Annotated in this window: 29 protein-coding genes and 1 riboswitch; of the genes, 9 read left to right on the forward strand and 20 right to left on the reverse strand. The window is 45.1% G+C overall.

Features of this window, described 5'->3' with window-relative positions:
• Positions 1-144 precede the first annotated feature (144 nt).
• Positions 145-1,347 carry a methionine adenosyltransferase gene (gene metK, locus MKX71_RS15575; protein WP_003229102.1) on the reverse strand — a complete coding sequence of 401 codons (1,203 nt, stop codon included), beginning with the start codon at positions 1,345-1,347 and terminating at the stop codon, positions 145-147.
• Between the two features lie 167 nt (positions 1,348-1,514).
• Positions 1,515-1,653: riboswitch (SAM riboswitch) on the reverse strand.
• Between the two features lie 196 nt (positions 1,654-1,849).
• On the opposite strand from metK, the gene pckA reads away from it, so the two are divergent.
• Positions 1,850-3,433 (forward strand): phosphoenolpyruvate carboxykinase (ATP), encoded by a 1,584-nt coding sequence (gene pckA / locus MKX71_RS15580; protein WP_014480627.1) that lies wholly within the window; start codon positions 1,850-1,852, stop codon positions 3,431-3,433.
• Between the two features lie 38 nt (positions 3,434-3,471).
• Here the strand turns inward: pckA and MKX71_RS15585 are convergent, their stop codons facing one another.
• Positions 3,472-3,714, reverse strand: a complete 243-nt coding sequence (locus tag MKX71_RS15585) for a DUF2584 domain-containing protein (protein ID WP_004398611.1) — start codon at positions 3,712-3,714, stop codon at positions 3,472-3,474.
• Positions 3,715-3,765: 51 nt separating this feature from the next.
• Positions 3,766-4,539 (reverse strand): prolyl oligopeptidase family serine peptidase, encoded by a 774-nt coding sequence (locus MKX71_RS15590; protein ID WP_339231297.1) that lies wholly within the window; start codon positions 4,537-4,539, stop codon positions 3,766-3,768.
• A 151-nt stretch (positions 4,540-4,690) separates the two neighbouring features.
• On the opposite strand from MKX71_RS15590, the gene MKX71_RS15595 reads away from it, so the two are divergent.
• From MKX71_RS15595 to MKX71_RS15605, 3 genes are read left to right on the forward strand one after another with little or no spacing between them, the layout of a single operon-like run.
• Positions 4,691-5,695: an ABC transporter substrate-binding protein gene (locus tag MKX71_RS15595; protein ID WP_163131746.1), complete on the forward strand. Its 1,005-nt coding sequence runs from the start codon at positions 4,691-4,693 to the stop codon at positions 5,693-5,695.
• Positions 5,696-5,707: 12 nt separating this feature from the next.
• Entirely contained in the window at positions 5,708-6,490 is a 783-nt protein-coding gene (locus MKX71_RS15600) for an ABC transporter ATP-binding protein (protein WP_003229092.1), read from the forward strand.
• On the forward strand, positions 6,465-7,277 hold the full coding sequence (locus MKX71_RS15605) for an ABC transporter permease (protein ID WP_014477740.1): 813 nt from the start codon (positions 6,465-6,467) through the stop codon (positions 7,275-7,277). Before MKX71_RS15600 ends, MKX71_RS15605 begins: the two co-directional genes overlap by 26 nt.
• Positions 7,278-7,304: 27 nt before the next feature.
• On the opposite strand, the gene ytkD is transcribed toward MKX71_RS15605, so the two are convergent.
• The 3 genes from ytkD to MKX71_RS15620 all read right to left on the reverse strand — a co-directional run bounded on the left by ytkD (position 7,305) and on the right by MKX71_RS15620 (position 8,995).
• A complete protein-coding gene (ytkD, locus tag MKX71_RS15610; protein ID WP_003229087.1) occupies positions 7,305-7,781 on the reverse strand; it encodes an RNA deprotection pyrophosphohydrolase in 477 nt (158 codons plus the stop codon).
• 206 nt (positions 7,782-7,987) lie between these two features.
• On the reverse strand, positions 7,988-8,392 hold the full coding sequence (locus MKX71_RS15615; RefSeq protein ID WP_042977544.1) for a holin family protein: 405 nt from the start codon (positions 8,390-8,392) through the stop codon (positions 7,988-7,990).
• 165 nt (positions 8,393-8,557) lie between these two features.
• Entirely contained in the window at positions 8,558-8,995 is a 438-nt protein-coding gene (locus tag MKX71_RS15620) for a Dps family protein (RefSeq protein ID WP_003229083.1), read from the reverse strand.
• Between the two features lie 128 nt (positions 8,996-9,123).
• Here MKX71_RS15620 and ytzI point away from each other — a divergent pair, with 128 nt between their 5' ends.
• Positions 9,124-9,264, forward strand: a complete 141-nt coding sequence (gene ytzI, locus MKX71_RS15625) for a YtzI protein (RefSeq protein WP_003229081.1) — start codon at positions 9,124-9,126, stop codon at positions 9,262-9,264.
• On the opposite strand, the gene MKX71_RS15630 is transcribed toward ytzI, so the two are convergent.
• Entirely contained in the window at positions 9,258-9,695 is a 438-nt protein-coding gene (locus tag MKX71_RS15630; RefSeq protein WP_014480629.1) for a FixH family protein, read from the reverse strand. The two genes, ytzI and MKX71_RS15630, sit on opposite strands and share 7 nt — an antisense overlap.
• A gap of 119 nt (positions 9,696-9,814) precedes the next feature.
• Positions 9,815-10,288 (reverse strand): S-ribosylhomocysteine lyase, encoded by a 474-nt coding sequence (locus tag MKX71_RS15635; RefSeq protein WP_003219361.1) that lies wholly within the window; start codon positions 10,286-10,288, stop codon positions 9,815-9,817.
• Between the two features lie 128 nt (positions 10,289-10,416).
• On the opposite strand from MKX71_RS15635, the gene yidD reads away from it, so the two are divergent.
• Entirely contained in the window at positions 10,417-10,644 is a 228-nt protein-coding gene (yidD, locus tag MKX71_RS15640; protein ID WP_003229076.1) for a membrane protein insertion efficiency factor YidD, read from the forward strand.
• Here yidD and MKX71_RS15645 read toward each other — a convergent pair.
• Positions 10,641-11,204, reverse strand: a complete 564-nt coding sequence (locus MKX71_RS15645; RefSeq protein WP_014477744.1) for a carbonic anhydrase — start codon at positions 11,202-11,204, stop codon at positions 10,641-10,643. The two genes, yidD and MKX71_RS15645, sit on opposite strands and share 4 nt — an antisense overlap.
• Positions 11,205-11,297: 93 nt before the next feature.
• Positions 11,298-11,546 (reverse strand): type B 50S ribosomal protein L31, encoded by a 249-nt coding sequence (locus MKX71_RS15650; RefSeq protein ID WP_003219346.1) that lies wholly within the window; start codon positions 11,544-11,546, stop codon positions 11,298-11,300.
• Between the two features lie 205 nt (positions 11,547-11,751).
• Here MKX71_RS15650 and MKX71_RS15655 point away from each other — a divergent pair, with 205 nt between their 5' ends.
• From MKX71_RS15655 to MKX71_RS15665, 3 genes are read left to right on the forward strand one after another with little or no spacing between them, the layout of a single operon-like run.
• Positions 11,752-13,083: a cytochrome ubiquinol oxidase subunit I gene (locus MKX71_RS15655; RefSeq protein ID WP_339231298.1), complete on the forward strand. Its 1,332-nt coding sequence runs from the start codon at positions 11,752-11,754 to the stop codon at positions 13,081-13,083.
• A gap of 43 nt (positions 13,084-13,126) precedes the next feature.
• Positions 13,127-14,167: a cytochrome d ubiquinol oxidase subunit II gene (locus tag MKX71_RS15660; RefSeq protein WP_014477746.1), complete on the forward strand. Its 1,041-nt coding sequence runs from the start codon at positions 13,127-13,129 to the stop codon at positions 14,165-14,167.
• Positions 14,168-14,220: 53 nt separating this feature from the next.
• Complete coding sequence (locus MKX71_RS15665; RefSeq protein WP_003229069.1) at positions 14,221-14,379, forward strand: DUF1540 domain-containing protein; 159 nt, start codon at positions 14,221-14,223, stop codon at positions 14,377-14,379.
• A gap of 18 nt (positions 14,380-14,397) precedes the next feature.
• Here MKX71_RS15665 and mntD read toward each other — a convergent pair whose 3' ends face one another.
• The 10 genes from mntD to MKX71_RS15715 all read right to left on the reverse strand — a co-directional run bounded on the left by mntD (position 14,398) and on the right by MKX71_RS15715 (position 26,038).
• Complete coding sequence (gene mntD, locus MKX71_RS15670; RefSeq protein WP_069837708.1) at positions 14,398-15,285, reverse strand: manganese ABC transporter permease MntD; 888 nt, start codon at positions 15,283-15,285, stop codon at positions 14,398-14,400.
• Positions 15,275-16,582 (reverse strand): manganese ABC transporter permease MntC, encoded by a 1,308-nt coding sequence (gene mntC / locus MKX71_RS15675; RefSeq protein ID WP_032722371.1) that lies wholly within the window; start codon positions 16,580-16,582, stop codon positions 15,275-15,277. The genes mntD and mntC overlap by 11 nt, the downstream gene beginning before the upstream one ends.
• Before the next feature lie 5 nt (positions 16,583-16,587).
• Complete coding sequence (mntB, locus tag MKX71_RS15680; protein ID WP_339231299.1) at positions 16,588-17,340, reverse strand: manganese ABC transporter ATP-binding protein MntB; 753 nt, start codon at positions 17,338-17,340, stop codon at positions 16,588-16,590.
• A gap of 18 nt (positions 17,341-17,358) precedes the next feature.
• A complete protein-coding gene (gene mntA, locus MKX71_RS15685; protein WP_015251382.1) occupies positions 17,359-18,279 on the reverse strand; it encodes a manganese ABC transporter substrate-binding protein/adhesin MntA in 921 nt (306 codons plus the stop codon).
• Positions 18,280-18,558: 279 nt separating this feature from the next.
• Complete coding sequence (gene menC / locus MKX71_RS15690) at positions 18,559-19,674, reverse strand: o-succinylbenzoate synthase (RefSeq protein WP_003229057.1); 1,116 nt, start codon at positions 19,672-19,674, stop codon at positions 18,559-18,561.
• Entirely contained in the window at positions 19,671-21,131 is a 1,461-nt protein-coding gene (locus MKX71_RS15695) for an o-succinylbenzoate--CoA ligase (protein WP_134991445.1), read from the reverse strand. Before MKX71_RS15695 ends, menC begins: the two co-directional genes overlap by 4 nt.
• A gap of 90 nt (positions 21,132-21,221) precedes the next feature.
• Positions 21,222-22,037, reverse strand: coding sequence for a 1,4-dihydroxy-2-naphthoyl-CoA synthase (menB, locus tag MKX71_RS15700; protein WP_003229054.1), 816 nt, complete (start codon positions 22,035-22,037; stop codon positions 21,222-21,224).
• Between the two features lie 34 nt (positions 22,038-22,071).
• Positions 22,072-22,896 carry a 2-succinyl-6-hydroxy-2,4-cyclohexadiene-1-carboxylate synthase gene (gene menH / locus MKX71_RS15705; RefSeq protein ID WP_339231300.1) on the reverse strand — a complete coding sequence of 275 codons (825 nt, stop codon included), beginning with the start codon at positions 22,894-22,896 and terminating at the stop codon, positions 22,072-22,074.
• Positions 22,884-24,626: a 2-succinyl-5-enolpyruvyl-6-hydroxy-3-cyclohexene-1-carboxylic-acid synthase gene (menD, locus tag MKX71_RS15710; protein ID WP_015714576.1), complete on the reverse strand. Its 1,743-nt coding sequence runs from the start codon at positions 24,624-24,626 to the stop codon at positions 22,884-22,886. The genes menH and menD overlap by 13 nt, the downstream gene beginning before the upstream one ends.
• Positions 24,623-26,038 (reverse strand): isochorismate synthase MenF, encoded by a 1,416-nt coding sequence (locus tag MKX71_RS15715; protein ID WP_339231301.1) that lies wholly within the window; start codon positions 26,036-26,038, stop codon positions 24,623-24,625. Before MKX71_RS15715 ends, menD begins: the two co-directional genes overlap by 4 nt.
• Between the last annotated feature and the right edge of the window lie 235 nt (positions 26,039-26,273).

A 26,273-nucleotide genomic window follows, 5' to 3' on the forward strand; every position in this document is an offset into this window, starting at 1 on the left:
TGCCTCCATAATTAAAATTGTCATCATTGAACCCCTATTTATAGACGCTGTGAATAGTATTTGGTTTCACAGTTATGTAAAAAAATAAACATGAATACAACGATAAAAAAGGGAAAGCCGCTTAACCAGTAAGCGGCTATAAAATTATTCTCCTAACGCTTCTTTACGCAGCTGCTCCGCTTTGTCTGTGCGCTCCCATGGAAGGTCAACATCGTGACGTCCAAAGTGGCCGTACGCAGCAGTTTGTTTGTAGATCGGACGGCGCAAATCAAGCATTTTGATAATGCCGGCAGGTCGTAAATCAAAGTTATTGCGAACAACTTCAATCAGTTTTTCCTCAGAAGCTTTTCCGGAACCGAATGTGTTGATTGAGATTGACACAGGCTGTGCAACACCGATCGCGTAAGCAAGCTGTACTTCGCAAGAATCAGCAAGCTCAGCCGCAACGATGTTTTTCGCAACGTATCTTGCCGCATAAGCTGCAGAACGGTCTACCTTCGTCGCGTCCTTACCTGAGAACGCGCCTCCGCCGTGGCGTGCATAGCCGCCGTACGTATCAACGATGATTTTGCGTCCTGTAAGTCCCGCATCCCCTTGAGGGCCTCCGATTACGAAACGTCCTGTAGGGTTGATGAAATATTTTGTTTCTTCATCAATCAGCTCTTCAGGAACAACCGGATTGATTACATGTTCTTTAATGTTGCGCTGAATTTGCTCAAGTGTAATTTCAGGATGATGCTGAGTTGAAATAACAATCGCGTCAATGCGGACTGGTTTGTTATTTTCATCGTACTCAACCGTTACCTGTGTTTTGCCGTCAGGGCGAAGGTACGGAAGAATATCTTCTTTACGGACTTCACTTAGGCGGCGGGCTAATTTATGGGCAAGTGAAATTGGAAGAGGCATAAGCTCTTTCGTTTCGTTGCACGCATAACCGAACATTAATCCTTGGTCACCCGCACCAATCGCTTCAATTTCTTCGTCGCTCATTGTGCCTTCACGGGCTTCAAGCGCTTGGTCTACGCCCATCGCGATATCAGCAGACTGCTCATCAATTGATGTTAAAACCGCACAAGTTTCCGCATCAAATCCGTATTTTGCACGTGTGTATCCGATTTCTTTAATGGTTTGGCGAACCGTTTTCGGAATGTCAACATACGTAGAAGTTGTGATCTCTCCGCTTACAAGAACCAAACCTGTTGTCACAGATGTTTCACAAGCAACACGCGCGTTAGGGTCTTTCTTTAAAATTTCATCTAAAATGCTGTCAGAAATCTGGTCACAGATTTTATCCGGATGCCCCTCCGTAACAGATTCTGATGTAAATAAACGACGATTTTTACTCATGATTTGCTTCCTCCTGCACAAGGCCTCCCGAAAGACCTTGTATATATGATACGGAACTCGCTCCCTCTTATACAATGTACAGTTATATTAGAGAATGTTAATTGGCATATTTATGAAATAAAAAAACCTTTTCCATCGAGGAAAGGGTTTGGTCTTTGTGCCTTTCACTCTTATCGCTCAAGGAATCATACAACCTTGCAACAGGTTAGCACCTTGGTTGTCTCACTCAGTTGAACATAATAAATAACAGAGAAACCGGTTGCTGGGCTTCATAGGGCCTGTCCCTCCGCCAGCTCGGGATAAGAGTATCCGCTCAATGAAATATCTTATCGTAAAAGGGTTTGCAATGTCAATATGATTCAGAAGAAATAGGCACCTATATTGAGGGAAAACAATGGAAATGCACACACAAAAAACAATAAATAGTATAGACTATTTGAAAATATATGTTATACTAATTCACAATTAGCAAAACACAAAAAACGATAAAGGAAGGTTTCATATGAACTCAGTTGATTTGACCGCTGATTTACAAGCCTTATTAACATGTCCAAATGTGCGTCATAATTTATCAGCAGCACAGCTAACAGAAAAAGTCCTCTCCCGAAACGAAGGCATTTTAACATCCACAGGTGCTGTTCGCGCGACAACAGGCGCTTACACAGGACGCTCACCTAAAGATAAATTCATCGTGGAGGAAGAAAGCACGAAAAATAAGATCGATTGGGGCCCGGTGAATCAGCCGATTTCAGAAGAAGCGTTTGAGCGGCTGTACACGAAAGTTGTCAGCTATTTAAAGGAGCGAGATGAACTGTTTGTTTTCGAAGGATTTGCCGGAGCAGACGAGAAATACAGGCTGCCGATCACTGTCGTAAATGAGTTCGCATGGCACAATTTATTTGCGCGGCAGCTGTTTATCCGTCCGGAAGGAAATGATAAGAAAACAGTTGAGCAGCCGTTCACCATTCTTTCTGCTCCGCACTTCAAAGCGGATCCAAAAACAGACGGCACTCATTCCGAAACGTTTATTATTGTCTCTTTCGAAAAGCGGACAATTTTAATCGGCGGAACTGAGTATGCCGGTGAAATGAAGAAGTCCATTTTCTCCATTATGAATTTCCTGCTGCCTGAAAGAGATATTTTATCTATGCACTGCTCCGCCAATGTCGGTGAAAAAGGCGATGTCGCCCTTTTCTTCGGACTGTCAGGAACAGGCAAGACCACCCTGTCGGCAGATGCTGACCGCAAGCTGATCGGTGACGATGAACATGGCTGGTCTGATACAGGCGTCTTTAATATTGAAGGCGGGTGCTACGCTAAGTGCATTCATTTAAGCGAGGAAAAGGAGCCGCAAATCTTTAACGCGATCCGCTTCGGGTCTGTTCTCGAAAATGTCGTTGTGGATGAAGATACACGCGAAGCCAATTATGATGATTCCTTCTATACTGAAAACACGCGGGCAGCTTACCCGATTCATATGATTGACAACATCGTGACTCCAAGCATGGCCGGCCATCCGTCAGCAATTGTATTTTTGACGGCTGATGCCTTCGGAGTCCTGCCGCCGATCAGCAAACTGACGAAGGAGCAGGCGATGTACCATTTCTTGAGCGGTTACACGAGTAAGCTTGCCGGAACCGAACGTGGTGTCACGTCTCCTGAAACGACGTTTTCTACATGCTTCGGCTCACCGTTCCTGCCGCTTCCTGCTCACGTCTATGCTGAAATGCTCGGCAAAAAGATCGATGAACACGGCGCAGACGTTTTCTTAGTCAATACCGGATGGACCGGGGGCGGCTACGGCACAGGCGAACGAATGAAGCTTTCTTACACTAGAGCAATGGTCAAAGCAGCGATTGAAGGCAAATTAGAGGATGCTGAAATGATAACTGACGATATTTTCGGCCTGCACATTCCGGCCCATGTTCCTGGCGTTCCTGATCATATCCTTCAGCCTGAAAACACGTGGACCAACAAGGAAGAATACAAAGAAAAAGCAGTCTACCTTGCAAATGAATTCAAAGAGAACTTTAAAAAGTTCGCACATACCGATGCCATCGCCCAGGCAGGCGGCCCTCTCGTATAAAAAACAAAAGCCAAGAGCAATTATGCTCTTGGCTTGTTTTAATTGACGGAATGCAAAGAAGTCAGCTTGTATGTAATGATGGTCCGGCCTTCTTCCCATTGAAGCTTCTGCACTTCAGCTGTGCCTGACTTTTCGCCAAACTTTGTTTTGCGTACATCCATTGGAATCTCCATCGGATATACTCGGTATCCGTCCTTCTCTAACGTGAATATATTTTCATCTATGCGAACTTCTTTTCCTTTTGTCACAATCAGTGTATTAAATTCAACAGGCATTCCCAAAGTGAAATCCCCTTTCGTTCTCTTTTTTCTTTATCATAACATATTTCACTGTCAGCGGTTTTTCATCCATTGTGTGAGCTGCCGCACGATACGCCGGTTTTCTTTTGGCGGGAAATAATGTGTGAATGTACTGTAGTACCACGTCTCCACCGGCTTATGCAGTTGTTTTAGCTTCTCTTCAAATAAATAGGAATGCTGAATTGAAACATTTTGGTCTTTTTCTCCATGGATTAACAGCACGGGAACCTGAATTTTGTTTACTTGGTCAAACGGTGTCCTCCATTGATATTCCTCAGGCACCTTTTTCGGTGTTCCGCCGATGACTCTTTTCATCATTCGCCGCAAATCCTGCCGCTCCTCGTATGTAAGAATCATATCACTGACGCCTCCCCAGGAAACAAATGAAGCTGCCTGCCCGCCCATTTCGATCGCAGTGAGCATTCCCATAATTCCGCCGCGGGAAAAACCGAAGATGTGGATTCTATCCTTCTTGACATTTGGGTGCTGCTGAAGCAGGCGAAAAGCAGAAAATGCATCCTCCCTGTCTTCTCCTGCAAAATCCTCATTGCCTTCTCCTCCTTGATTTCCTCTGTAAAAAGGAGCAAACACCACAAACCCTTGGGATGCAAACTGGATAATCCGGCCCGGCCGAACCATGCCCACGCTTTTAATCCCGCCGCGCAAATATAAAAATCCGTCATATTGTCCCGGTTCCGCCGGCTCAGCCAGAAGCCCCTTAACCCGTAATCCATTTGACAGATAGCAGATCGTATACAAACGCACATGCTGGCTTGGCGACGGAAATCTTCTTTTCTCTACAATCAAAACAGCCGCCTCCTTTTTTTCTATATGCTTTCCTTACTCCAAAATTACATCCGGAGAACCTGGTTAGGCATTCACACATTTTTATACCCATCATACGATATGTAAAGCAAAAAAGGATATTAACTTGATGCGAAATAAGGAGGTTGTCTATGTGAACAGATGGTTAAGGCTGGGCTTCGCCTGTGTCGGCAGTATCTTTCTGATGATCGCCCTGGCGGCTTGCAAGCAGGAAGAAACGCTCACCAAAGTCAAAGTAGCTGAAGTGACCCATTCAATTTTTTACGCACCTTTATATGTTGCTGAGTCTAAAGGTTTTTTTAAGGAAGAAGGGCTTGATGTCGATGTGAATACGACCTGGGGCGGAGACAAAACGATGACATCGCTTCTTTCCAACGGCTCCGACATCGCGCTTGTCGGGTCAGAAACATCTATTTATGTCGAAGCGCAAGGGGCTAAAGATCCCGTCATTAATTTCGCCCAGCTGACTCAGACAGACGGAACGTTTCTTGTCGCGAGAGAAGATGTTGAACACTTCGACTGGGATCAGCTGAAAGGAAAAACGTTTCTCGGCCAGCGAAAAGGCGGCATGCCGCAAATGGTCGGCGAGTATGTGCTGAACAAACATAAGATTGACCCGCATAAGGATATAGACCTCATCCAGAACATAGACTTCGCCAATATTGCCAATGCGTTTGCTTCTGGAACCGGTGAGTATGTACAGCTCTTTGAACCGCAGGCTTCTCTCTTTGAGAAAAAAGGCATCGGCCATATCGTTGCTTCATTCGGAGAAGAATCAGGAGAGGTTCCTTATACGACTTTTATGGCGAAAAAAAGCTATTTGAAGAAAAATGAAGACACAGCCGTCAAGTTTACAAAAGCCATTTATAAGGCACAGCAGTGGGTTGAAAATCATTCTGCGAAGGACATCACAGATGCCATTAAAGATGAATTTGATGATACCGACCCAGACGTCATCGAAACATCCATTGAACGCTATAAAAAACAGCATTCATATTCGCCAGACCCTCTGCTTAACGAAAAAGAATGGGAGCTTCTCCAAACCATTATGGATCAATCGGGAGAACTGCCGAAGCACATTCCATACAATCAGCTTGTAAATAAAGAAATTGCTGAAAAAGTCACCTCGGAGAAATAGGAGGCGCCATCTATGTCTTTCTTACATGTCGACCATGTAACCCATACTTATTTTTCTATTAAAGAAAAAACAACGGCTGTGCGGGATATTCATTTCGATGCCGAAAAAGGTGATTTCATCTCATTTCTCGGCCCAAGCGGCTGCGGAAAAACAACACTGCTTTCCATTATTGCCGGTTTGATTGAGCCATCAGAAGGCAGAGTTCTGATTGAAGGCCGTGAGCCGAATCAAAAAGAACATAATATTGGCTATATGCTTCAGCAGGATTACTTATTTCCCTGGAAATCTATCGAGGAAAATGTGCTTCTCGGTTTAAAAATCGCCGACACGCTGACAGAAGAAAGCAAAGCCGCTGCACTCGGTCTATTGCCGGAGTTCGGCCTCATAGATGTGGAGAAAAAATATCCGAAAGAGCTGTCAGGCGGGATGCGCCAGCGGGCTGCGCTTGCAAGAACACTTGCGCCTAACCCTAGTCTGCTTTTGCTGGATGAGCCATTTTCCGCGCTTGATTTTCAGACAAAGCTGTCTTTAGAAAACCTGGTATTCCGCACATTAAAGGAATATCAAAAAACAGCAGTGCTTGTCACTCATGATATAGGGGAAGCGATAGCGATGAGCGATACGATCTTTTTATTTTCAAATCAGCCGGGCACCATCCATCAGATTTTTACCATTCCTAAGGAATTGGCCGCAATGTTGCCTTTTGACGCCCGTCAGGAACCTTCCTTCCAGACACTGTTTCAAACGATATGGAAGGAGCTGAATTCTCTTGAGAAACAGCAAAGAAACCATTGATCTGCTTCACGAGCAGTATCAATTCAAACAGAAAAAGGAAAAGTGGAAGGTCCATTCCTTTCAGCTTGCCATATTTATTCTCTTTTTCTCGGGCTGGGAAACCTCCAGCAGGCAGGGCTGGATCGATCCGCTGATCTTCAGCTCTCCCTCAGCTGTGTGGCGATTATTGCTGGAGAAACTTGGTGACGGTTCTTTACTGTCACACATCGGCGTCACTTTATTTGAAACGGTGCTTGGCTTTTTGCTTGGGACGTTTATGGGCACGTGCCTCGCCGCTTTGTTATGGTGGTCTAACCGACTTGCCAGAATTTTAGATCCGTATCTTGTGATTTTGAATGCAATGCCGAAAGTGGCCCTAGGCCCGATCCTGATTGTCGCGCTCGGTCCCAGTTTTATCAGCATCATTGCGATGGGAGCCATCATCAGCGTCATTATCACAACCATCGTTGTCTACACCGCCTTCCAAGAGGTCGACGAAAACTATACGAAAGTCATGAAAACATTCGGCGCAAAAAAGTGGGTTATTTTTAAAGAAGTCATACTGCCTGCATCTTCCCCCGCGATTATTTCAACACTAAAAGTGAACGTCGGTTTATCATGGGTTGGCGTCATTGTAGGGGAATTCCTCGTTTCGAAGGTCGGATTAGGATATATGATTATTTACGGATTCCAAGTCTTCAATTTTACACTCGTCTTCTTAAGCCTGCTGATCATCGCCATCTTCGCCACTCTGATGTATCAGGGCGTCGAGCTGCTGGAAAAGAAATGGACGAAGGGGAGGACATAAAAAACCCGGCATATGTGCCGGGTTTTTTTATTCAATCCATCCAGATTCTTTCAGTTTTTTCAAGCTGATCGGAAGTACGGAATCCTTCATAATAAAGCTGAATTTTTTATTGCGGGAAAGGTTCTCCGGAAGCTCGTGAAACAAAACCGGGCCTTTCGTTTCAAAGTAATCAGCCTGCTTTTCAAGCTTTTCTATATCTGCAAAATATATATTTTTTACAATCACTTTTTCTTTTCCGAGAACTTTATACTGTCCGAGATACTTGAGGCTTTTGACTCTCGCGCCCGTCTCTTCCTTTACTTCCCGGAGCGCAGCCTCTTCTGCGCACTCCATCGGCTCTACTTTCCCGCCTGGAAACTCATAGCCTCTGTCCTCATGTTCTGTTAAAAGCCATTTACCGCCAAAACGGCAAATCACCCAGACATGCTTCGGGCTGTCCGAGAAAGGCTGATCGTCAAAGGAAAGCTGAACAGTATTCTGATAATAATCTTTAAACTCGTACATGTTTATCCCTCAAATCCGTTCCTAGCTATCTTCCATACATCATACCACAGTTACGTTTCTTCGGAAGCCTTTTATCAAAAAATAAGGGACCCAGCACGCCGTCAGGTTCTGCATGCAGACTAGCTCGTACAGTTTTTTTGCGATACTTTTGCCGGAAAGTGCGACCGACGCTCTGGGCTTTATTATGACCCGCGAACAGGGAAAAGTTACGGTTTGCGCTTAAATTTATTTTTTAACGTTTCTAAAAGATCGACAAGCATCTGAGGAACCGGTATGCCAAGAGAGCTGGCTGTCACAACAATTTGCACAGATTCATAAAGAATATAAAACATAATAGCCAAGTCACGAATTGATCCCTGTGTATTCAGCAGCTGATCAAAAAAGTGGCATACAGAGATCAGAGCCAGCGTGACTAATTTTTTGACAAGCCGGGCAAATACCTTTTTAAATGACAGTTTGTGAATAATGGTTTCCTTCAAAGTCGTACTGATAAATTCAATTGCCATAAGAGAGAGCAAAATCAGAAATGAATACTGAAAACCTCCAAAGAAAAAACCCGCTGCTGAAACGCTGACTGCTATTAACGAAAAGATGCCAAAGTCTCTATCCATTTATCCCAACATCCTTTCACAGAAACGGCCTTACGATATTCTATGGAAAACAAGCCGAACGGATTGGATTTTTCAGAAAAATGGACTGGTTGTCGCCTATTTTTCAGATACAAAAAGAAAAGCCGGACGTCTTTTTTAAGACATCCGACCGTTCTATTTTTGAACTTAACCTAGGTAAGCTTTTAGCATCCAGTTATGTTTTTCAATATTTTGATGGATCGCAAGAAGCATGTCCCCTGTTGTTTCGTCACCGACTTCATCAGCTAAATCCATGCCGTTTTTCAGCTCTTCCGCGATGACTGTGAAATCATCATATACGCTTTGAACCATTTGTTCAGCTGTTTCATTTCCAGCCGCTTCTTTGACAGAAGCCGTTTCTAAGGATTCCTTCATTGTTGCAATCGGTTTTCCGTTCAGCGCCAAAAGACGTTCTGCTAAGTCATCAATATAAGTTGCTGTTTCGTTGTACAGCTCCTCAAACTTTTCATGAAGAGTGAAGAAATCTTTTCCTTTCACATACCAGTGATAATTATGTAGTTTCACATACATGACCGTCCAGTTGGCTACTTGTTTGTTCACTGCTTGAATCAATTGTTCTGACATGGTATCTCCTCCTTGTTATATGACTATGTATACCCTTAATATCGTACGCTAAAACCTCTTTTTTACCCTTATCTGTCACGATTTCTTCTATTATGCTACAATTGTTAAAAAACGGGAGGTGGAATGTCATGACGCTTCTCATTACGATAAGTATTTTGATTGTGCTGGCTGTTTTGCTTGTAACCATTTGGACGACTGTAAAAGCCTATAATGTAAAGCATACCATTGATCCACCACAAGAAAATCACTCTGATTCACACAATCAATGATGATGTGAATGCTCCTCTTCTGACTGATTGCTGGCAGCATCGGCGTCTCCGACTTGGACTTTTAAGGTCGGCATGCTATGCTGTTTTTTTGCTGTGACATGGGATTGGACAGTGTATACACCATCTTCCTTAAACGTCGTTTCCAATCGGTATACGCCTTTTTCTTGTTTCGCCTTAAACATTTGGCTTGCGTCTTTTTCCCCTTCTTTCCATACTTCAAACTCTACTTCATCGGCATCCGTCACAGCTTCATCACCATATGATACGGCTGCTTCATAAGCAGCGCTTTCTCCGGGATTTACTTTTTCAGGCCCGGTCAGCTTGACATCCAAAACCTCGGGCGTCTCAGCTGTATTTGCTTTGCTTTCACCAGATCCGCACCCGTTAAGCAAAAAAGCAGAAAAAAGCAGAACAACCAACATCTTTTTCATGCCATCACCCTTTCATCGTTTACCTAAATAGTAGCAAACGCTTACAGCAAATGGTACACAAAATATGAGACGTCACAAAAAAGACCTTTTTGCTTATGCGCAAAAAGGTCCTTTCTATTTTAGCCAAATACTTTTAGCAATTCTTCTTTATCCTGTGAAAGCCAGAAACGCATTAAACGTTTAGCGCCTTCCAGATCATGAAGCTTCGCTTGGCCGCACTGCTTTTCATTCGCAGCTGGTATTTCTGTAATCTCTACCGCTTCCTTCATTGTGTCTTCAAGCAGATCAACGATTTCCGCTGATGTCGGCTCTCCGCTCACAACTAGATAATAGCCTGTCTGGCAGCCCATTGGAGAAATATCAATGATATCAAAATGATCGTATTTCTCAGCGTGAGAACGAATCGTAAACGCGAGCAAATGCTCGAGTGTGTGAATGGTGTCAGGCTTCATCGCCTGTTTATTTGGCTGGCAAAAACGAATGTCAAATTTATTGACAACGCCGTCTGTTCCCACTTTATGCACGCCGCAATGTCTTACATATGGAGCAACAACTGCATTATGATCAAGCTCAAAACTTTCTACTGAAGGCATAATGGCACTCTCCCCTTTTTTAAAAATGTAATTTCATTATAACATACTTTTCCGATAAGAATTATTGATTAACTTTTCAATCTGTGTTTTTTTTCTTATACTTGCATCAGAAAGGTTGCTGAAGAAACATGAAAACCCTATTCATCGCTCTGATCAGAGGATATCAAAAATTCATCTCGCCCCTGACACCGCCAACGTGCCGCTTTTATCCGACCTGTTCCCAATATGGAATCGAAGCGATTAAAACACATGGCGCTTTAAAAGGCGGATGGCTGACAATCAAACGGATTTTGAAATGCCACCCGTTCCATCCGGGAGGAGTCGATCCCGTTCCTGAAAAGAAACAAAAACATTAATTGTTATAACCGTTTACGATAAGATCCAGTTTTCCGGTTTTAGGATCAATGACTAAGCCATGGACCGGAACGTTTTCAGGGAACAGCGGGTGATGTTTAATAACATCTACGCTGTCTTTCACACTCGCTTCCACTGAATCAAAGCTTTTAAACCATTGATCAAAGTCTACACCGGAGTACTTTATTGTTTCGATGCGTTCTTCCGGAATCCCTCTTGCTTTGATTTTTTCAAGCATGCTTTTGCTGCTGATTTTGCTCATGCCGCAATCGTGATGCCCGATCACACACACCTCATCTGCATTCAGCTCGTACACTGCGACGAGTAAACTTCTCATGATGCTTCCGAATGGGTGTGTCACAAGCGCACCGGCACTTTTAATGATTTTCACATCACCGTTTCGCAAATTCATCGCATGCGGCAGCAGTTCAACCAGACGAGTGTCCATGCAAGAAAGAATCGCCATTTTTTTATCTGGAAATTTTGATGTTTGATACTTTTCATACTCTCTTTGCTCAGTAAATGTCTTGTTAAATTCGAGAATATCATTTAGAAGACTCATGTTCGTTGTCCCTTTCTATTCTTTTTACTCTTCAATATATCACAACCCTTGTTTATTCGTCATAATAAAAAAAGACAAACCCTCTGGTCTGCCTTATTTCCCCATGTTATAGCGTTTTTTGAACTGCTCAACTCGTCCGCCTTTTTCATTGAATTTCTGGCGGCCAGTATAAAACGGATGCGTGTCAGAGCTTACTTCTACTTTAATGACAGGATATGTGTTTCCGTCTTCCCACTCTGCTGTTTCATTAGATGTTTTCGTAGAGGTGCTGAGAAAACGGTAGCCGCTGTTGACATCCTGAAATATCACTTTGTGGTTCTTCGGATGAATTCCTTCTTTCATGGGTATCTCCTTTCAATAAATCGTAATAATTACGTTTTATTTTATAACGTCACAAACGTTTTGTCAATCTTCTTACATCCTTCCCTCTGTTTTCACATCGTAAACCTCATGGCATTTAAGAATAGGAAGAATAATCTAACCGAGGAAGCAAATAATAAACCCAAAATACATACAGAACGTCTTTTTGGAAAGGTGGTTTACGATTGTGGATGATTTAGTTTTGGCCAGAAGCCTTTTTGGCACGACGATGGGCTTTCATATCATTTTCGCAACACTTGGAGTCGGTCTGCCGCTCATGATTTTAGTGGCGGAATTGATCTATCAAAAAACGAAAGATGACCATTATGCGATCATGGCGAAAAGATGGACGAAAGCACAAGCCGTTTTGCTGGGGGTCGCCATACCGACCGGAACGATCGCGGGCACTCAGCTCGCGCTTTTATGGCCGGGATTTATGGAAGTCATCGGCCGGGTGATGTCCCTGCCATTTCAAATTGAAATCTATGCTTTTTTTGTTGAAGCCCTATTCATGTCGATTTATGTATACGCTGCAGACCGTTTGTCACCTGCAATGAGGATTGTTGCTGTTTTCTTTGTGTTAGTCGGGGCAGCAGCATCCGCTGTTCTGATCACGAATGTTCACGCTTTTGAAGGTACGCCCGCCGGTTTTAAAATTTTAAACGGAAAAATTACAGATGTTGACCCGTGGGCTGCGTTTTTTAATCCTAGCTTTTTTATCACTGCCGGCCATGTCGTGCTGTCCGCGTTTATGACCGGTGCGTTTATCGTGGCTTCTGTTGCGGCGTATAAAATGATCCGAACGAGGGAAAAGGAAAAGGTCTATCGCTTTCACCGGAAAGCCCTTTTGCTCGCACTGACGATCGGCGGTATTTTTTCATTGCTGACCGCTTTGAACGGACACGAATCTGCACAGATGCTGTACGAATACCAGCCCGAAAAATTAGCCGGTGCGGAAGGCCTATTTGAAACAAGATCCCACGCCCCGCTCGCTATCGGCGGTTTTACCGACCCGAATGAAGAAAAAGTAAAATGGGCTATCGAGATTCCATGGGCTTTAAGCTTTTTGGCAGCGAACCGTTTTGACACTGTTGTAAAGGGATTGAATGCATTTCCTAGAGATGAATGGCCGCCGCTTTTCATTCACACGCTGTTTAATGCGATGGTGGGTGTAGGCATGCTGCTTATTCTTTATTCCATTATCGGTGTGGTCTGGAGAAAGGTGCTCAAGAAAGACCGTTTCCCAACGTGGCTTTTGGTCATTTTCATGACAGCAGGCCCTTTTAGTCTCATCGGCATTGAATTCGGCTGGATTTTCGCATGTACGGGGAGGCAGCCTTGGGTCATCTATCATCTGCTGAAAACGTCAGATGTCGTAACAACGACTGGCTCGATCGGGGTGCTGTTCTTATTTTTCACATTTGTTTATGCCGTGTTAGGCGCAGCTGTCGTCTACGTGCTGCTGTATTATTTCCGCAAGCACCCGGTTGACGAAGATTTAAATACAGCGGAGTCGTAATGGCTCCGCAAACAGGAAACCAAATGGAAGGAAGATCGTACAAATGGAGATTTCAACTGACGCTCTGATCGCCATCTCAATTATCTGGGGCTTTGTGTTTATTTACGCCGTCATGGCGACAATGGATTTTGGAGCGGGATTTTGGTCTATGATCTATTTAAACAAGGAGCATATGAAGGCCACCGATATTGCGAATCGCTTTTTGTCCCCTACTTGGGAGGTCACAAATGTCTTTATTGTGGCCATCGTCGTGGCGCTTTTCAGTTTTTTCCCCGGCGCGACATTTGTGCTCGGAACCGTTTTATTAATTCCCGGAAGCATGATTTTGCTGCTTTTAGCGATTCGAAGCGGATTTCTCGTTTTTTCAAATACAGCAAAGGAGCGGAAAACGCTAAGATATATTTCCGGCATCTCCGGCTTTATCATTCCTGCTATTTTAATTTTGGTGCTTCCTGTGACACACGGAGGGTTTATAGAAAAAACGGATGGAATCTATAACTTAAATATGTCTAAAATCTTTTCAAGCCCCAACGCCTATTCATTTATCGGGTTTGCGATTTTAAGCACCTTATTTTTGTCCTCGCTGCTGCTTGCAGATGTTTCAAATGTGGCAGAGGAACAGGATGCGTACCGAGCCTACAGAAAAAGCGCCCTGATTACCGGCCCGATTTCACTGTTGTTTGCTGTATGCATCATGGTGACAATGCGGAATGAAGCTAACTGGCTGTACAGCGGAATGCTGAATGATTTTACTTGGATTATTGCATCGTTTATTACATTTGTCATTGCTGGAATCGCCCTTTTTCTGCCTAATAAGAGCTTTGGGCAAAACATTGGAAAACCGCGGCTTGCACTTGTCGCGATTGGGATACAGTATTTTCTCGCAAGCTACGCGTACGGGCGGGCGCATCTTCCGTATATGATTTATCCTGATGTGACAGTCATGTCAGGCTTCACAGAGCCAGCAACGTTCAGGGCGCTGTTTGCGACTTATATCGTTGCATTTATCATTCTATTTCCGGGCTTTTATTTCTTCTGGAAAATGTTTATGCGAGATAAACGCTATATCCGCCAGGAGGAATAGAGGGCAAGCCAGCCGGCTATACTAATCCAGAACCTTTATAAGGAGGGGATGGCATGGAGCAGAAAATTCTATGTGAGGTCAACAACTGTTCTTATTGGGGCAAAGGTAACAAATGCACCGCTGATGCCATTTATGTTGTCAGCCATACTGGTGAAACGGCTGAAAACAGCCGGGAAACAGACTGCAAAACGTTTAAGCCGCATGATTTGTAATTAAAAGAAAGAGCTGCGTCAGCCAGCTCTTTCTTTTTGCATGTTGAGTGTTCTCAACTTTTTAGTCATGACCCCGTTTGCAGGTGAAAACAAAAAGGCGCTTGCATAACATACACCTGTCATAGCTGCCATCGCTCCTGAAATCGAAACATTAAGCCACGTTGCGAAGAAATAGCCCATGACCGCCGACAGCCCGCCAATCAACGCGCTGAGAATCAGCATATAAAGAAGCCGGTCTGTCAGCAAATGTGCCGCAGCAGGCGGAACAATCAGCATGGCCACAACCAATACAGCACCCACCGAATCAAAGGAAGCAACAGTCGTCAGGGACAGCATGCCCATTTGCACGTAATGAATGAGCAAAACCGGTATTCCCAAGGCTAAAGCCATTTGAGGATCAAACGAAGCGATTTTAAACTCCTTATAGCACACACTGATCAACACTACGTTTAAAACCAGAACAGATGCAAGCATCCAAAACGCTTTCGGCCCAATATCAACCCCGAATACCGTCATCGTATTCCACGGCACAAAAGCGATTTCTCCCATTAACGAGTGCTCAATATCGAGATGGACATTCGCTCCATACACAGAAAGCAAAATAACCCCGATTGCAAATAAGGATGTAAACACAACTCCTATGGCAGCATCTGATTGAACCCCCTTGCTATGAAGAAGCTGAACCAAGAAAGCCGTTAACAGACCGGTTGCGGCTGCGCCAATAAACATATAAATCCCATCGAGACTTCCCGTCACTAGAAAAGCGCCGACAATGCCAAGCAACACTGTATGACTGATTGCGTCGGCCAGCATCGCCATGCTTCTCAGCACAAGAAATGTGCCTATCAATCCGCAGCTTACACCGACTAATACACCGGTAGCTATAATCCATGCTTCAAAACTCATTTGCGATCTGTCCCTTCTCGGCATCATGAGACGCTTTTCGAAGCTCAGGCATCCGTCCATACAGCTTTAAGAGTGAATAAAGCCGCTCTCTCGTTTCTCTCGGTAAACGGTCCGGGTCAAAGTAGTCCTGATCGGATTCTATATTGGTAAGTTCCATTTCATGCATGAGATACACTTCATACATCCGCTGCTTCAAAGCTGTGTGATAGCCTTTTTCTATCCCTTTGCTTGTGATTTGCCAAATCCCATTTTCGATACGCTCAATGCACCTCTCTTGTTCCAAGTCATTTAATGCCTTAAGGCATAATGAAGGGGATAGGCGTCTTTTCTTTCTTACACTTTCAACAGTTACACAAAGATTATTCTTTTCATACTGTTCATAAATCGCCAAAAGCACTTGCTCCCTGCTTGTTCTGCGCCGCAGCCTCATCAGCCTTATGGCTTTAGCAGCCAATCCCCGCTTAGGCGCGCAAATCATTGAAACAAGAAAGAGCAGCGTTGCAGATAAGATCATTAATGGCCCTGTCGCCATTCCCTTCATCGTGGTGCTAAGCAGGGTTCCGGCCGCGCCGCTGACCCCGCCTGTAATCCCGGCAATGACGATCATCCCGGTTAACCGTTCGGTCCAATATCTCGCGGTTATGGCAGGTGTAATCAGCATAGCCGCCATTAATATCACACCAACAGTCTGAAGCCCAATGACGACAGCACAGACAATCAGACAAGCCAAAAGCCCGTTTAAAAAACGCACCGGGATTCCTAATCCCTTTGCAAACGCGAGATCAAAAGTAATCAATGTAAATTCCTTAAAGAAAACAATACATAGGAGCAGTAGAACAGCGGATATCCCTGCAATAAGGATGATATCCTGCCTGACCAATGAAGCAGCCTGGCCGAATAAAAAAGAATCAAGCCCGCTTTGGCTTCCCGCCCCCTGTTGCTGAATATATGTCAGCAGAATGATCCCGACGCCAAAAAACACAGAAAGAACAATCCCGATCGCCGAGTCCTCCTTTGTTTTTGAAAGCCGAGGAATCAGCTGAATACAAAACGTTCCGAGCAGTCCGGCGAGCGCTGCCCCCAGCAAAAAGAAAGGCAGTGATTTTTGCCCGGTGAACAGAAAAGCGAGACACACTCCCGGCAGAGCTGAATGGGCCATCGCATCGCCGATTAAACTTTGCTTTCTCAGCAGCACAAAGCTGCCCAAAACACCGCTTGCCGTCCCGAGCAAAAGCGTACCGGCCAGCACCCACTGTGTATTCGGATGCTGAAGCTGCAGCCACAAACTTTCAAACATTGCGCTCACTCCTTATGTCCTTCTGCCAGCACTTTATCTTTTAAAAACGTAAGCCTTCCTCCATATGTTTTTTGCAGGTTTTCGATCGTAAAAACGTTTTCCGCTGGTCCGAAAGCGATTTTTCTTAAATGAAGCAGTAAGATCCAATCGAAATAATCCTCGGCGGTCTGCAGATCATGATGGACGACAAGCACGGTTTTTCCTTTTTCTTTGAGTTCTGCCAACAGCGTCATAATCGCGCGCTCCGTCGCTGCATCGACACCTGCAAACGGTTCATCCATAAAATAAATGTCAGCGTTCTGGCAGAGTGCCCGGGCAAGAAACACCCGCTGCTGCTGTCCGCCTGACAGCTGGCTGATTTGCCTCTTTGCATAATCAAGCATCCCGACTTTTGTTAATGCGGCCTTCGCCAACTCCACATCCGCTTTCTTTGGCCTCTTTAATAAACCGATTCTCCCGTATCTTCCCATTAGGACGACATCGAGCGCGCTTGTGGGGAAATCCCAGTCAACCGAGCCGCGCTGCGGAACATATCCGATTCTGGTCCGCTGATCCTTATAGTCTTTGCCGTAAATAGAGATGTCTCCGGAAGTACGGGGCACAAGACCGAGAATCGTTTTGATCAAGGTTGATTTTCCCGCGCCGTTTGGGCCGATAATGCCAATAAGTTTTCCTTCAGGCACCTGCAGCGAAATGTCCTGCAGTACAGGCTTTTTATGATAAGCAACCGTCACATTATCAAGCTCAACAGGGAACATATCCTCCACCTCTTTTCTTTATTTAAGCGCTTTAGTAATCGTGTTGATATTGTGGCGGAACATTCCTTCGTATGTGCCTTCTTTTGTGCCCTTTTCACCCATGGCATCCGAATAAAGCTGACCGCCGATTGTGACTGTATGGCCTTTTTCTTTAGCGCCTTCCACCACTGCATTGATTGATTTTTCAGATACACTGCTTTCTACGAACACAGCTTTTATTTGTTTTTCTGTCAGAAGATCAACCAGCTCCTGAACATCCCTTAATCCATAGTCCGAATCTGTGCTGAGTCCCTGCAGGCCTTTTACCTTAAATCCATACTCATTCCCAAAGTACGCAAACGCATCATGAGCAGTCACAAGCACACGGCTTTTCTCCGGAATATGTGCGATCTCCTTACGCGACCACTTATCTAAATATTGCAAATATTCTTTGTACTCTTTGGCATTTTTCCGAAAGGCATCTGCGTGCTGAGGCATTGCTTTGCTGAATTGCGCTTCAATTTCATCCACCGCATAGATCCATAACGGAATGCTGAACCAGACGTGGGGATCAAACGTCTTGCCTTCCCCCGCGGGAATAAGCTTATTTTTCGGAATGGCCTCAGCTACTGCCGCCGATTGTTTTTGTTCGCCGATTTTTTGGAGGACATCCTCCATTTTCCCTTCCAAATGCAACCCGCTGTACAGAACAACATCGGCAGACATTAATTTTTTCGTGTCACCTTGGGAAGCTTTGTAAAGGTGCGGATCAACCCCCGGTCCCATTAAAGAGGTGACTTTTACATGCTTACCTCCGATGTTTTCTGCTGCATCGGCAATTTGAGATGTTGTCGCTGTCACTTGTAATTGCTGATCAGCGCTTTTTCCGGCTGAATCCGTTCCGCATCCCGTTAAAGCAAAGGTCGCAAAAAGTACTGCTGCCATCAGCCCTTGTCTCATATTTCTCCTCCTCTTTGCCATCAATGTCCGATTGTTTTATCTTATGTTGTCAGTTCTTAGACATGTGACATTAAATTAGCCAAAAGCATGTTTTATTTACACAGGACAAAAAGTTTCCCTTATGCAAAATTATCGCGTTTGGCCATTTTTGTCAAGCTGATTTACATAAAAAAACCGGCTGGGTCAGCAGCCGGTCCAAACGAGAAGGGATGTATTCAACGAACACTTTTACTGTAACAGCACAGTGTCATTTATTCAAAATAGCAAAATGCTTTTTTCTTAACCATGCTGTGTGAAAACATCCATTTTGGTCACATATTTTCGCATAATATCTTGGTTTACCTCAACCCCTAAACCAGGCTGTTTTGACACAGAAATAAATCCATTATCAATACGAATATCAGGAGTTACAATATCTTCATCCCAATAGCGTGAGGATGAAGATATATCGCCAGGTATTGTGAATTGAGGCAGTGAAGCAAGCGCCACGTTCTGCGCTCTTGATATGCCTGTTTCCAGCATTCCTCCGCACCAAACCTGCATATGATGCTCTTTGCATAAATCATGAATTTTTAAGGCTTCTGTTAAGCCGCCGACACGAGAAGGTTTTATATTAATAATTTTGCAGCTTCCTAGCTCAATCGCCCGTCTCGCATCATCAACTGAACAAATGCTCTCATCAAGGCAAATGGCCGTTTTCAAATGTTTCTGCAGGTGGCGGTGGTCAACGATATCGTCAGCTTGGAGCGGCTGCTCAATCATCATTAAATGATAGTCATCAAGCTCCTTTAAACGGCTGATATCCTTCAGTTCGTAAGAGGAATTGGCATCGGCCATAAGCGGGATGTTTGGGAATCGGCTGCGGATGGCCTTGACCAATTCCACATCCTGCCCAGGCTGAATTTTAATTTTTATTCTTTGATAACCTTCTTTTTGATAGCTCTCAATTTCCTTCAGCATATCGTCAAGAGGCGCCAGGCCGACTACCACCCCGGCAGGGACTTTATCTCTTGTTCCGCCCAATGCCTCAGCAAGGGATACGCCCTTCTTTTTGGCATAAATATCCCATACAGCCGATTCAAGTCCCGCTTTTGCCATCCGGTTTCCTTTATACCGCGCCAGGCTGTCCGGCACTTCTGAAGGGTGATTGAATTCACGGCCGACGACATTTGGGATAAAAAAATCTTTTAGCATATGCAAACATGTTCCAATGGTTTCCTCGGTGTACCAAGGCGAAGAGAAAGCGGAAACTTCTCCCCAGCCTGTGACACCTGATGTATCAATGGCTTCCACGATCAGAAATTTACGCTCTTGAAGCGTTTCGATACTGTTTTTAAACGGTTTCTTTAAGTTCATGCTCAAATGGTAAAGCGTGATTTTTTCTATTTCGATCATAGCAGTTCTCCTTTACGCGCATCCTTCAGCTGATTTCGCAAGAGCTTATTAGACGCATTGCGCGGCAGGCGGTCAAGCACAAAGAATTTTGCCGGAATTTTATACTTCGCCAAGCGTTCTTTGCAGTAGTCAGTCAATTCTCCTGCGCTCACAGGCTTGTGAAGGACAAGATAGGCGTGAGGCACTTTCCCCCATTTTTTGTCCTCAGCCCCTGAAACCCCGGCTTCGGCCACAGCGGGGTGTGAAAGCAGTACTGACTCCACTTCGGCCGGATAAATGTTTTCTCCGCCGGATATGATCAGATCTGAACGTCTGTCTAATACATATAAAAAGCCTTCATTGTCCAAATAACCAAGATCACCTGTTTTCAGCCAGCCATTTTGAAAGGAGGCTTCGTTTGCGCTCTCCCGGTTAAAATAGCTTTTCATGACATTCGGGCCTTTGACCATGATTTCACCGTGTTCATACGGTTCACATACCTGTCCGTCCCGCTCTATTTTGATTTCACATGAAAACAGCGGTTTCCCCGCAGATCCGAGCTTTTCCATACTGAATTCCGGCGACAGGGTAACAATTTGTGAGCATGTTTCTGTCATTCCATATGACTGAAAGACAGGGAATCCTTTCTCACGGCATTCCTCAAGCAATGGCAGAGGTGCAGGGCCGCCGCCGAGAAGAATGCATCTGATGGATTCAGGGCAGCGGCTTGTTTCTTCCAAAAGACTGGCCAGCATAGTCTGCACCGCAGATATCATTGTCACTTCATGCCTGTTGATAGAATTCAGCACATCGCTTACGGAAAAACGCTGGTGAAGCACGACAGTCATTCCATAGATCACAGATTTAAATAATGCGGACAATCCGCTGATATGAAAGAGCGGCAATGCGATAAGCCAGCGGTCTTGTTCTGTTATACCCAAATTAAGCGCGGACGACACCGCACTGAAATAGTGGTTTCCGAACGTTTGCTGAACTCCCTTGGGCTTTCCTGTCGTACCCGACGTATACATCAGCGTTGCCGTTGCATCCATTTGCATATAAGCCTCGATCTCAATTTCCTCTGCTGCTTCTTTCATCAGTTCATCCACATCAATCGTTTGAACGATGTGTTCATATTCTTTCTTCTCAAAGCTTGAATCTGTCAATAAAAAGCCGGATCCCGAATCCTCCAGCTGAAACAGCCTTTCATGTGTTGACAGCTTCGTATTCAAAAGCACCGCCTTAACACCAAGCAAAAAACAAGCGTGAACAGCGTATACCATTTCTGCACGGTTTTGGAGCAAAATAGCTGCAGTATCCCCTTTCCGAACCGAATGAGCGGCAAGCTGTTCCGCCATTCGTTTAGACGCGGCAAACAATTCTGCAAATGTCACGGTTTGGTCTTCATAGATGAGAGCGATTCTCTCAGGTGTCAGCTGTGCCCGCTGCATGAGCCAGTTGGGCTGTTCTGTCAGCATGTCATCATCTCCGAGGTAAAATGTCTGTATTGAAAAGAAAACAGCTTGGACCGCAAAGTCTCAAGCTGTTGGTTTACTAGGTATTGCTGATCACGGAAAACGAGGGAACTGTCCGAAATCAGGTTTGCGTTTTTCCTTAAAGGAATCACGGCCTTCTTTTGCTTCATCTGTTGTGTAGTAAAGAAGGGTAGCATCCCCTGCAAACTGCTGAATTCCAGCAAGTCCGTCTGTGTCCGCGTTAAACGCAGCTTTAAGAAAGCGCAGTGCGGTCGGGCTTTTTTCAAGCATTTCTTCACACCATTTAATCGTTTCTTCTTCAAGCTGTTCCAAAGGAACGACTGTGTTGACAAGACCCATGTCCAGTGCTTCCTGTGCGTTGTACTGACGGCATAGGTACCAGATTTCACGTGCTTTTTTATGTCCTACAATTCGAGCCAGGTAGCCAGAACCGTAACCTGCATCGAAGCTTCCCACTTTAGGGCCTGTTTGTCCAAAAATTGCGTTGTCCGCAGCAATTGTCAAGTCACATACGATGTGAAGCACATGGCCTCCGCCGATCGCATATCCGGACACCATCGCAACAACCGGTTTCGGGATGACGCGGATTAAACGCTGAAGATCCAATACGTTAAGACGCGGGATCTGGTCGTCTCCTACATATCCACCGTGGCCGCGCACTTTTTGGTCTCCGCCAGAACAAAATGCCTTGTCCCCTGCACCGGCAAGCACGATAACCCCAACGTTTTGGTCGTCTCTTGCGTCAGCAAACGCATCAATCATTTCAGCAACCGTTTTAGGGGTAAACGCATTATGTACCTCAGGTCGGTTGATTGTTATTTTTGCAATGCCATTATACGTTTCATACAATATCTCATCGTATGTCCGTTTTGTTTTCCATTCAGCCATATGATGACCTCCTTTTATTCTCTATGTGAATGAGTCAGATGCTTGTCAAAAACTCACTCACTATTTTACCAAACAATCGCGGCTGTTCCACATGGACCGTATGTCCTGCTTTTGGAACAATCTCTATTCTACTAGAAGGAAGCATCTTATGCACCTCTTGATTGATGGCGCAAAATTTTTCGTCCCACTCCCCGCAGATAAGAAGCACAGGAACATCTATTTTCTCTACACGGCTCCACAAGGAAGGCTGTGAACCGGTGCCCATGCCGGTTAAACTGTTCGCAAGCCCAATCTTATTGTTCCGCAGACGGCCCGATCGTATCCTGTGCCGAATATCTTCAGCCAGCCTCTGCTGAGATGAAAACAAAGGGATATTCTCCCAATACGCAACAAACGCTTTGAGCCCGTCTCGTAAAATAAAATCAGCAAGCTTCCGGTCCCGCATGATTCGTTCCCGCCGTTCCCCAAGTGTTTTGAGCCCCGGCGTCGTGCTTTCAAGCACAAGTGCCGATACCCGCTCGGGATATGTCATCGCGAAAGAGTAAGCAAGCCTTCCTCCCATAGAATACCCAATCAATTTCACTTTGTGAAGTTTTAATTGATCAAAAATCTCGGCAAGGTCAGAAACTTGCCGGCTTGTGCTGTATCTTTTCCCATTCAGCGGGGCATCGGTTTCCCCATGCCCTAAACAATCAATTTTGATCAAACGGGAATCAGGCAGCATTTCATCAAGAAAAGTCCATGATTGTTTGCTGCCGGTAAACCCGTGCAGACAGACGACGGCTTCGGAAGCATTCGGTCCCTCGTCTGCCACTGCATATCGGACACCATCTGATACCGTTATGTTTACAGTTCCCATTGTTTTTTCACTTCCCGCACAGCCTCATTCAGCATATCGCGATGAAGCTGGACTCTTGATTGGCGATCCGTTTTGATTTCAATCAAATGGAGTCCGGGCTTGTCTGCCTGCGGCGCGTAAGCTGTTTTGAATTCATCCCAAGAAGCCGGGCATGAATACGTTCCGCCGTAAAGTGCAGCGGCATGCTTGAAATCGAGCCCTGTCGGTGTGCCGAACAAATCTTCAAAGTGTGTCTTCTCAGAAGCCTGCGGCAAAAAGGAGAAAATCCCTCCCCCGTCATTATTGACAAGAATCACAGTAAGTGGAATACCCAGCTTTTTGGCCGCCAGCAAGCCGTTTAAATCGTGATAAAAAGATAAATCTCCAATCACAAGGGTAACAGGCGCTTTTGTTCCTTCACATACCCCCATGGCAGAGGAGACGACACCGTCTATCCCGTTTGCTCCCCGGTTTGAATAAATCCGGAAAGGGCGGTCCTGCTTTTCGAAAAACGTATCAACATCCCTGATCGGCATGCTGTTTCCCACAAACAGCGAGCTGTTTTCAGGCACAAGATGCTGAAGGATTCGATAGAGATTGCCTTCAAACGAAACATCTTCACTGCTGATTGTTTGCAGATGCTCGCGGAACCGCCCATTGACAAACTGCCACTTTTCCAGCCACTCTGAGGATCTGGCAGCAGCAGTAAGGCCTCCCATGATCTCCTCAGCAAAAACAGACGCATTACAATGAATCATATGCGCGCTTGCCTGTGTCGGGTCTCTCCACCCTCCATCCTCGTCAATCACTATTTGCTGAATCGCAGGATCATCCTTAAGCCATAAGAAAACCGGTTTTGAAACAGGCATCGGTCCAAACCGAATGACAACATCAGGACGAAGTTTCCGCTTCAGCTCATCATCTTTTAAAAACGAATCATACGCATCAATAACAGTGCTTTTATCATGAACACCATTCCGCAGATTAGACAGCGGATCCGCTAAAATTGGATACTGAAGCGCTTTTGACAGCGCAATAATGTTTTCCTTATCCGCATCACTATGGAGCTCCCCGCAGACGATCATTCCTTTTTCAGCCTCTGCGAGCATCTCAGCCACATCAGACAGGGACTCTCGGTCAACAGACTGCGTACCCGTTTTCACAGACACATGACGGCCTGTTCTCATTCTTCCAAACGGCTCATCTGAAAGATCCGGCATCAGCGGTTCGCGCAGCGGCACATTCACATGGACAGGCCCCATCGGGCGCTTTTGTGCTTCTCCGGCAGCGCGGCTTGCCAGCGTTCGGATGTATCTCAGCATTTGCGGAGACTCTTCAGGAAGAGCAGAGTCTGTGAAAAACTTAACAAAGTTACCGAATAAGAAGTGCTGATTAATAGCCTGCGGTGCGCCTACTTCGCGCAGCTCATGAGGCCGATCAGCAGTTAACACAATAATAGGCACCCTTGAATAATGGGCTTCAACCACAGCCGGATAAAAGTTGGCCGCGGCTGTTCCAGATGTACAGATCAATAGTACGGGACGCTGCTTCGCTTTTGCCAAACCTAAGGCAAAAAACCCGGCAGATCTTTCATCAATTTGGACATGGACGCTGATATCGGGATGCGCAGCACAAAGAACAGCCAGCGGTGTAGATCTTGAGCCCGGACAAACGACGGCGTCCGTAATTCCGGAAAGGGCGAATTCATCAATAAAACTTCCGATGTAATGAGTAATCGGGTTGACTGTCAACGCCTCTCACCTCCTAATGCAGAGATCATCGGCTTCAATTTAATCTGTGTTTCTTCATATTCCGAGATTGGTTCCGAGTCTTCCACAATACCGCACCCGGCAAACAGCCTTGCAGTGCTTCCTTCGATCAGCCCTGAACGAATGGCTACCGCGAATTCCCCGTTATCCTGGCTGTCAATCCAGCCGATAGGGGCAGCATACCAGCCGCGAGACATCGGTTCAATCTCTCTGATCACGTCAACAGCTTTTTCCTGAGGTGCTCCCCCGAGCGCCGGAGTGGGATGCAGCTTCTCAATTAAGTCAAAAATTGAAGCAGACTCGCGCAGCTGTCCGACAATCGGCGTAAACAGGTGCTGAACGCTTTTTGTTTTGTACAAAACAGGTCCATCAGGCTTTTCAACCTCTGAACAGCTTGATACAAAAGCATTATGAATCATACCTACCACAATATCATGCTCAAGCAGGTTTTTCTCATCGTTTAATAATTCAAGGCCTATCCGGCGGTCGTCTTCTTCATTCAAGCCTCGTTTAATGGAGCCTGCCAGACAGGAAGACATGACAGTGCCGCCGTCTCTTTTGATCAGTCTTTCCGGAGACGCGCCGACAAAGGTTTTGCCTTCTTGTTCAATTGCAAAAACATAGCTTGTCTGCTGATCGTCCAGAAGCGTTTTAAGCACCGGTTCAATTTGGATTGGACCGTCAAACGTGAGCAGCAGCTCTCGGGCAAGAACAACCTTATCATATTGTTTCTCTTTAATTTGGCTTGTGGCCGTTTCGATTGCTTTCAGCCAATCATCCTTATCCAGCTCTTCGGCTGCTGCAATCACAGCCTGATCTTCTTGCTTGAAATCGGGAACCATAAATTCCGCCGCAAAAGCTTTTAAACCTTCTAAAACAGCTTCTGCGTCTTCTCCTCCGCTTACCCATCTGTTAACTGTTAAGAACGGGCCTTCAGCAGTCATCGTCAGCATAAGCGCAGGCACAAAGAAATCCCCTTCCGAGAAATGGTCCCATTGTGAACCTCTTTCTTCGCAAGGGTCAAAAGAAAATCCTCCGAATAACAAAGGTCCCACTGCAGAATGCTGCAGCTTTTCTTCTTCATAAATATGAAAAGCCGTCTTTTTAAAGCGCTCCCATTGTTCAAAAACCTCACGATACCGCTCGCTGTTTTTTTGATTTGTTTGGAAAACCGCTTCTTTGCCAAGACCGACTATTGTCAATTCACTTTCAGGATCTGACCAAAAAAATCGATTGCCTGTATATTTTTTTGCTCCGTAATTGAAAAATGATAGAGGGTCAAGAGACTCGATTTGTCTCGAATAGCTTATTAAGACAGCATGGTTGACTTCTTTGGCTTTATGTAATGCATGTAGAACTTCCTTTCGGAACGTACGCTGCACCGTTGTCACCATGAGACATTCCTCCATAATCCTTAAAATGCTTTTAATACCATACACCTGTGTCTCCTTTGTGTCAAACACAGATCATGCAGTCCAAATGGCCTGCCTTACCTATTATAAACCTAATTTCAGAAATGAAAAAGAAACAAAGCTTAAATTTCTTTCTCCACTGATAGCAAAGGTTGTATCCGCTTACCATAAAAGGAAAACCTCCTATATTCCTCCACCCGCCATTTATGAAAGTTCT

Source organism: Bacillus sp. FSL M8-0071 (genome assembly GCF_037975455.1).
Classification (GTDB): domain Bacteria; phylum Bacillota; class Bacilli; order Bacillales; family Bacillaceae; genus Bacillus; species Bacillus subtilis.

Excerpts from the sequence above, each read along its gene's own strand:
- metK (WP_003229102.1), bottom strand. The coding sequence starts at position 1,347 with ATGAGTAAAAATCGTCGTTTATTTACATCAGAATCTGTTACGGAGGGG.
- MKX71_RS15660 (WP_014477746.1), top strand. The coding sequence starts at position 13,127 with ATGGAGATTTCAACTGACGCTCTGATCGCCATCTCAATTATCTGGGGC.
- MKX71_RS15650 (WP_003219346.1), bottom strand. The coding sequence starts at position 11,546 with ATGAAAGAAGGAATTCATCCGAAGAACCACAAAGTGATATTTCAGGAT.
- mntD (WP_069837708.1), bottom strand. The coding sequence starts at position 15,285 with ATGAGTTTTGAAGCATGGATTATAGCTACCGGTGTATTAGTCGGTGTA.
- pckA (WP_014480627.1), top strand. The coding sequence starts at position 1,850 with ATGAACTCAGTTGATTTGACCGCTGATTTACAAGCCTTATTAACATGT.
- ytzI (WP_003229081.1), top strand. The coding sequence starts at position 9,124 with ATGACGCTTCTCATTACGATAAGTATTTTGATTGTGCTGGCTGTTTTG.
- mntB (WP_339231299.1), bottom strand. The coding sequence starts at position 17,340 with ATGTTCCCTGTTGAGCTTGATAATGTGACGGTTGCTTATCATAAAAAG.
- MKX71_RS15645 (WP_014477744.1), bottom strand. The coding sequence starts at position 11,204 with ATGAGTCTTCTAAATGATATTCTCGAATTTAACAAGACATTTACTGAG.
- mntC (WP_032722371.1), bottom strand. The coding sequence starts at position 16,582 with ATGTTTGAAAGTTTGTGGCTGCAGCTTCAGCATCCGAATACACAGTGG.
- menH (WP_339231300.1), bottom strand. The coding sequence starts at position 22,896 with ATGGGAACTGTAAACATAACGGTATCAGATGGTGTCCGATATGCAGTG.
- menB (WP_003229054.1), bottom strand. The coding sequence starts at position 22,037 with ATGGCTGAATGGAAAACAAAACGGACATACGATGAGATATTGTATGAA.
- MKX71_RS15630 (WP_014480629.1), bottom strand. The coding sequence starts at position 9,695 with ATGAAAAAGATGTTGGTTGTTCTGCTTTTTTCTGCTTTTTTGCTTAAC.
- MKX71_RS15715 (WP_339231301.1), bottom strand. The coding sequence starts at position 26,038 with ATGGTGACAACGGTGCAGCGTACGTTCCGAAAGGAAGTTCTACATGCA.
- MKX71_RS15695 (WP_134991445.1), bottom strand. The coding sequence starts at position 21,131 with ATGCTGACAGAACAGCCCAACTGGCTCATGCAGCGGGCACAGCTGACA.
- menC (WP_003229057.1), bottom strand. The coding sequence starts at position 19,674 with ATGATCGAAATAGAAAAAATCACGCTTTACCATTTGAGCATGAACTTA.
- mntA (WP_015251382.1), bottom strand. The coding sequence starts at position 18,279 with ATGAGACAAGGGCTGATGGCAGCAGTACTTTTTGCGACCTTTGCTTTA.
- MKX71_RS15635 (WP_003219361.1), bottom strand. The coding sequence starts at position 10,288 with ATGCCTTCAGTAGAAAGTTTTGAGCTTGATCATAATGCAGTTGTTGCT.
- yidD (WP_003229076.1), top strand. The coding sequence starts at position 10,417 with ATGAAAACCCTATTCATCGCTCTGATCAGAGGATATCAAAAATTCATC.
- MKX71_RS15600 (WP_003229092.1), top strand. The coding sequence starts at position 5,708 with ATGTCTTTCTTACATGTCGACCATGTAACCCATACTTATTTTTCTATT.
- MKX71_RS15615 (WP_042977544.1), bottom strand. The coding sequence starts at position 8,392 with ATGGATAGAGACTTTGGCATCTTTTCGTTAATAGCAGTCAGCGTTTCA.
- MKX71_RS15620 (WP_003229083.1), bottom strand. The coding sequence starts at position 8,995 with ATGTCAGAACAATTGATTCAAGCAGTGAACAAACAAGTAGCCAACTGG.
- ytkD (WP_003229087.1), bottom strand. The coding sequence starts at position 7,781 with ATGTACGAGTTTAAAGATTATTATCAGAATACTGTTCAGCTTTCCTTT.
- MKX71_RS15665 (WP_003229069.1), top strand. The coding sequence starts at position 14,221 with ATGGAGCAGAAAATTCTATGTGAGGTCAACAACTGTTCTTATTGGGGC.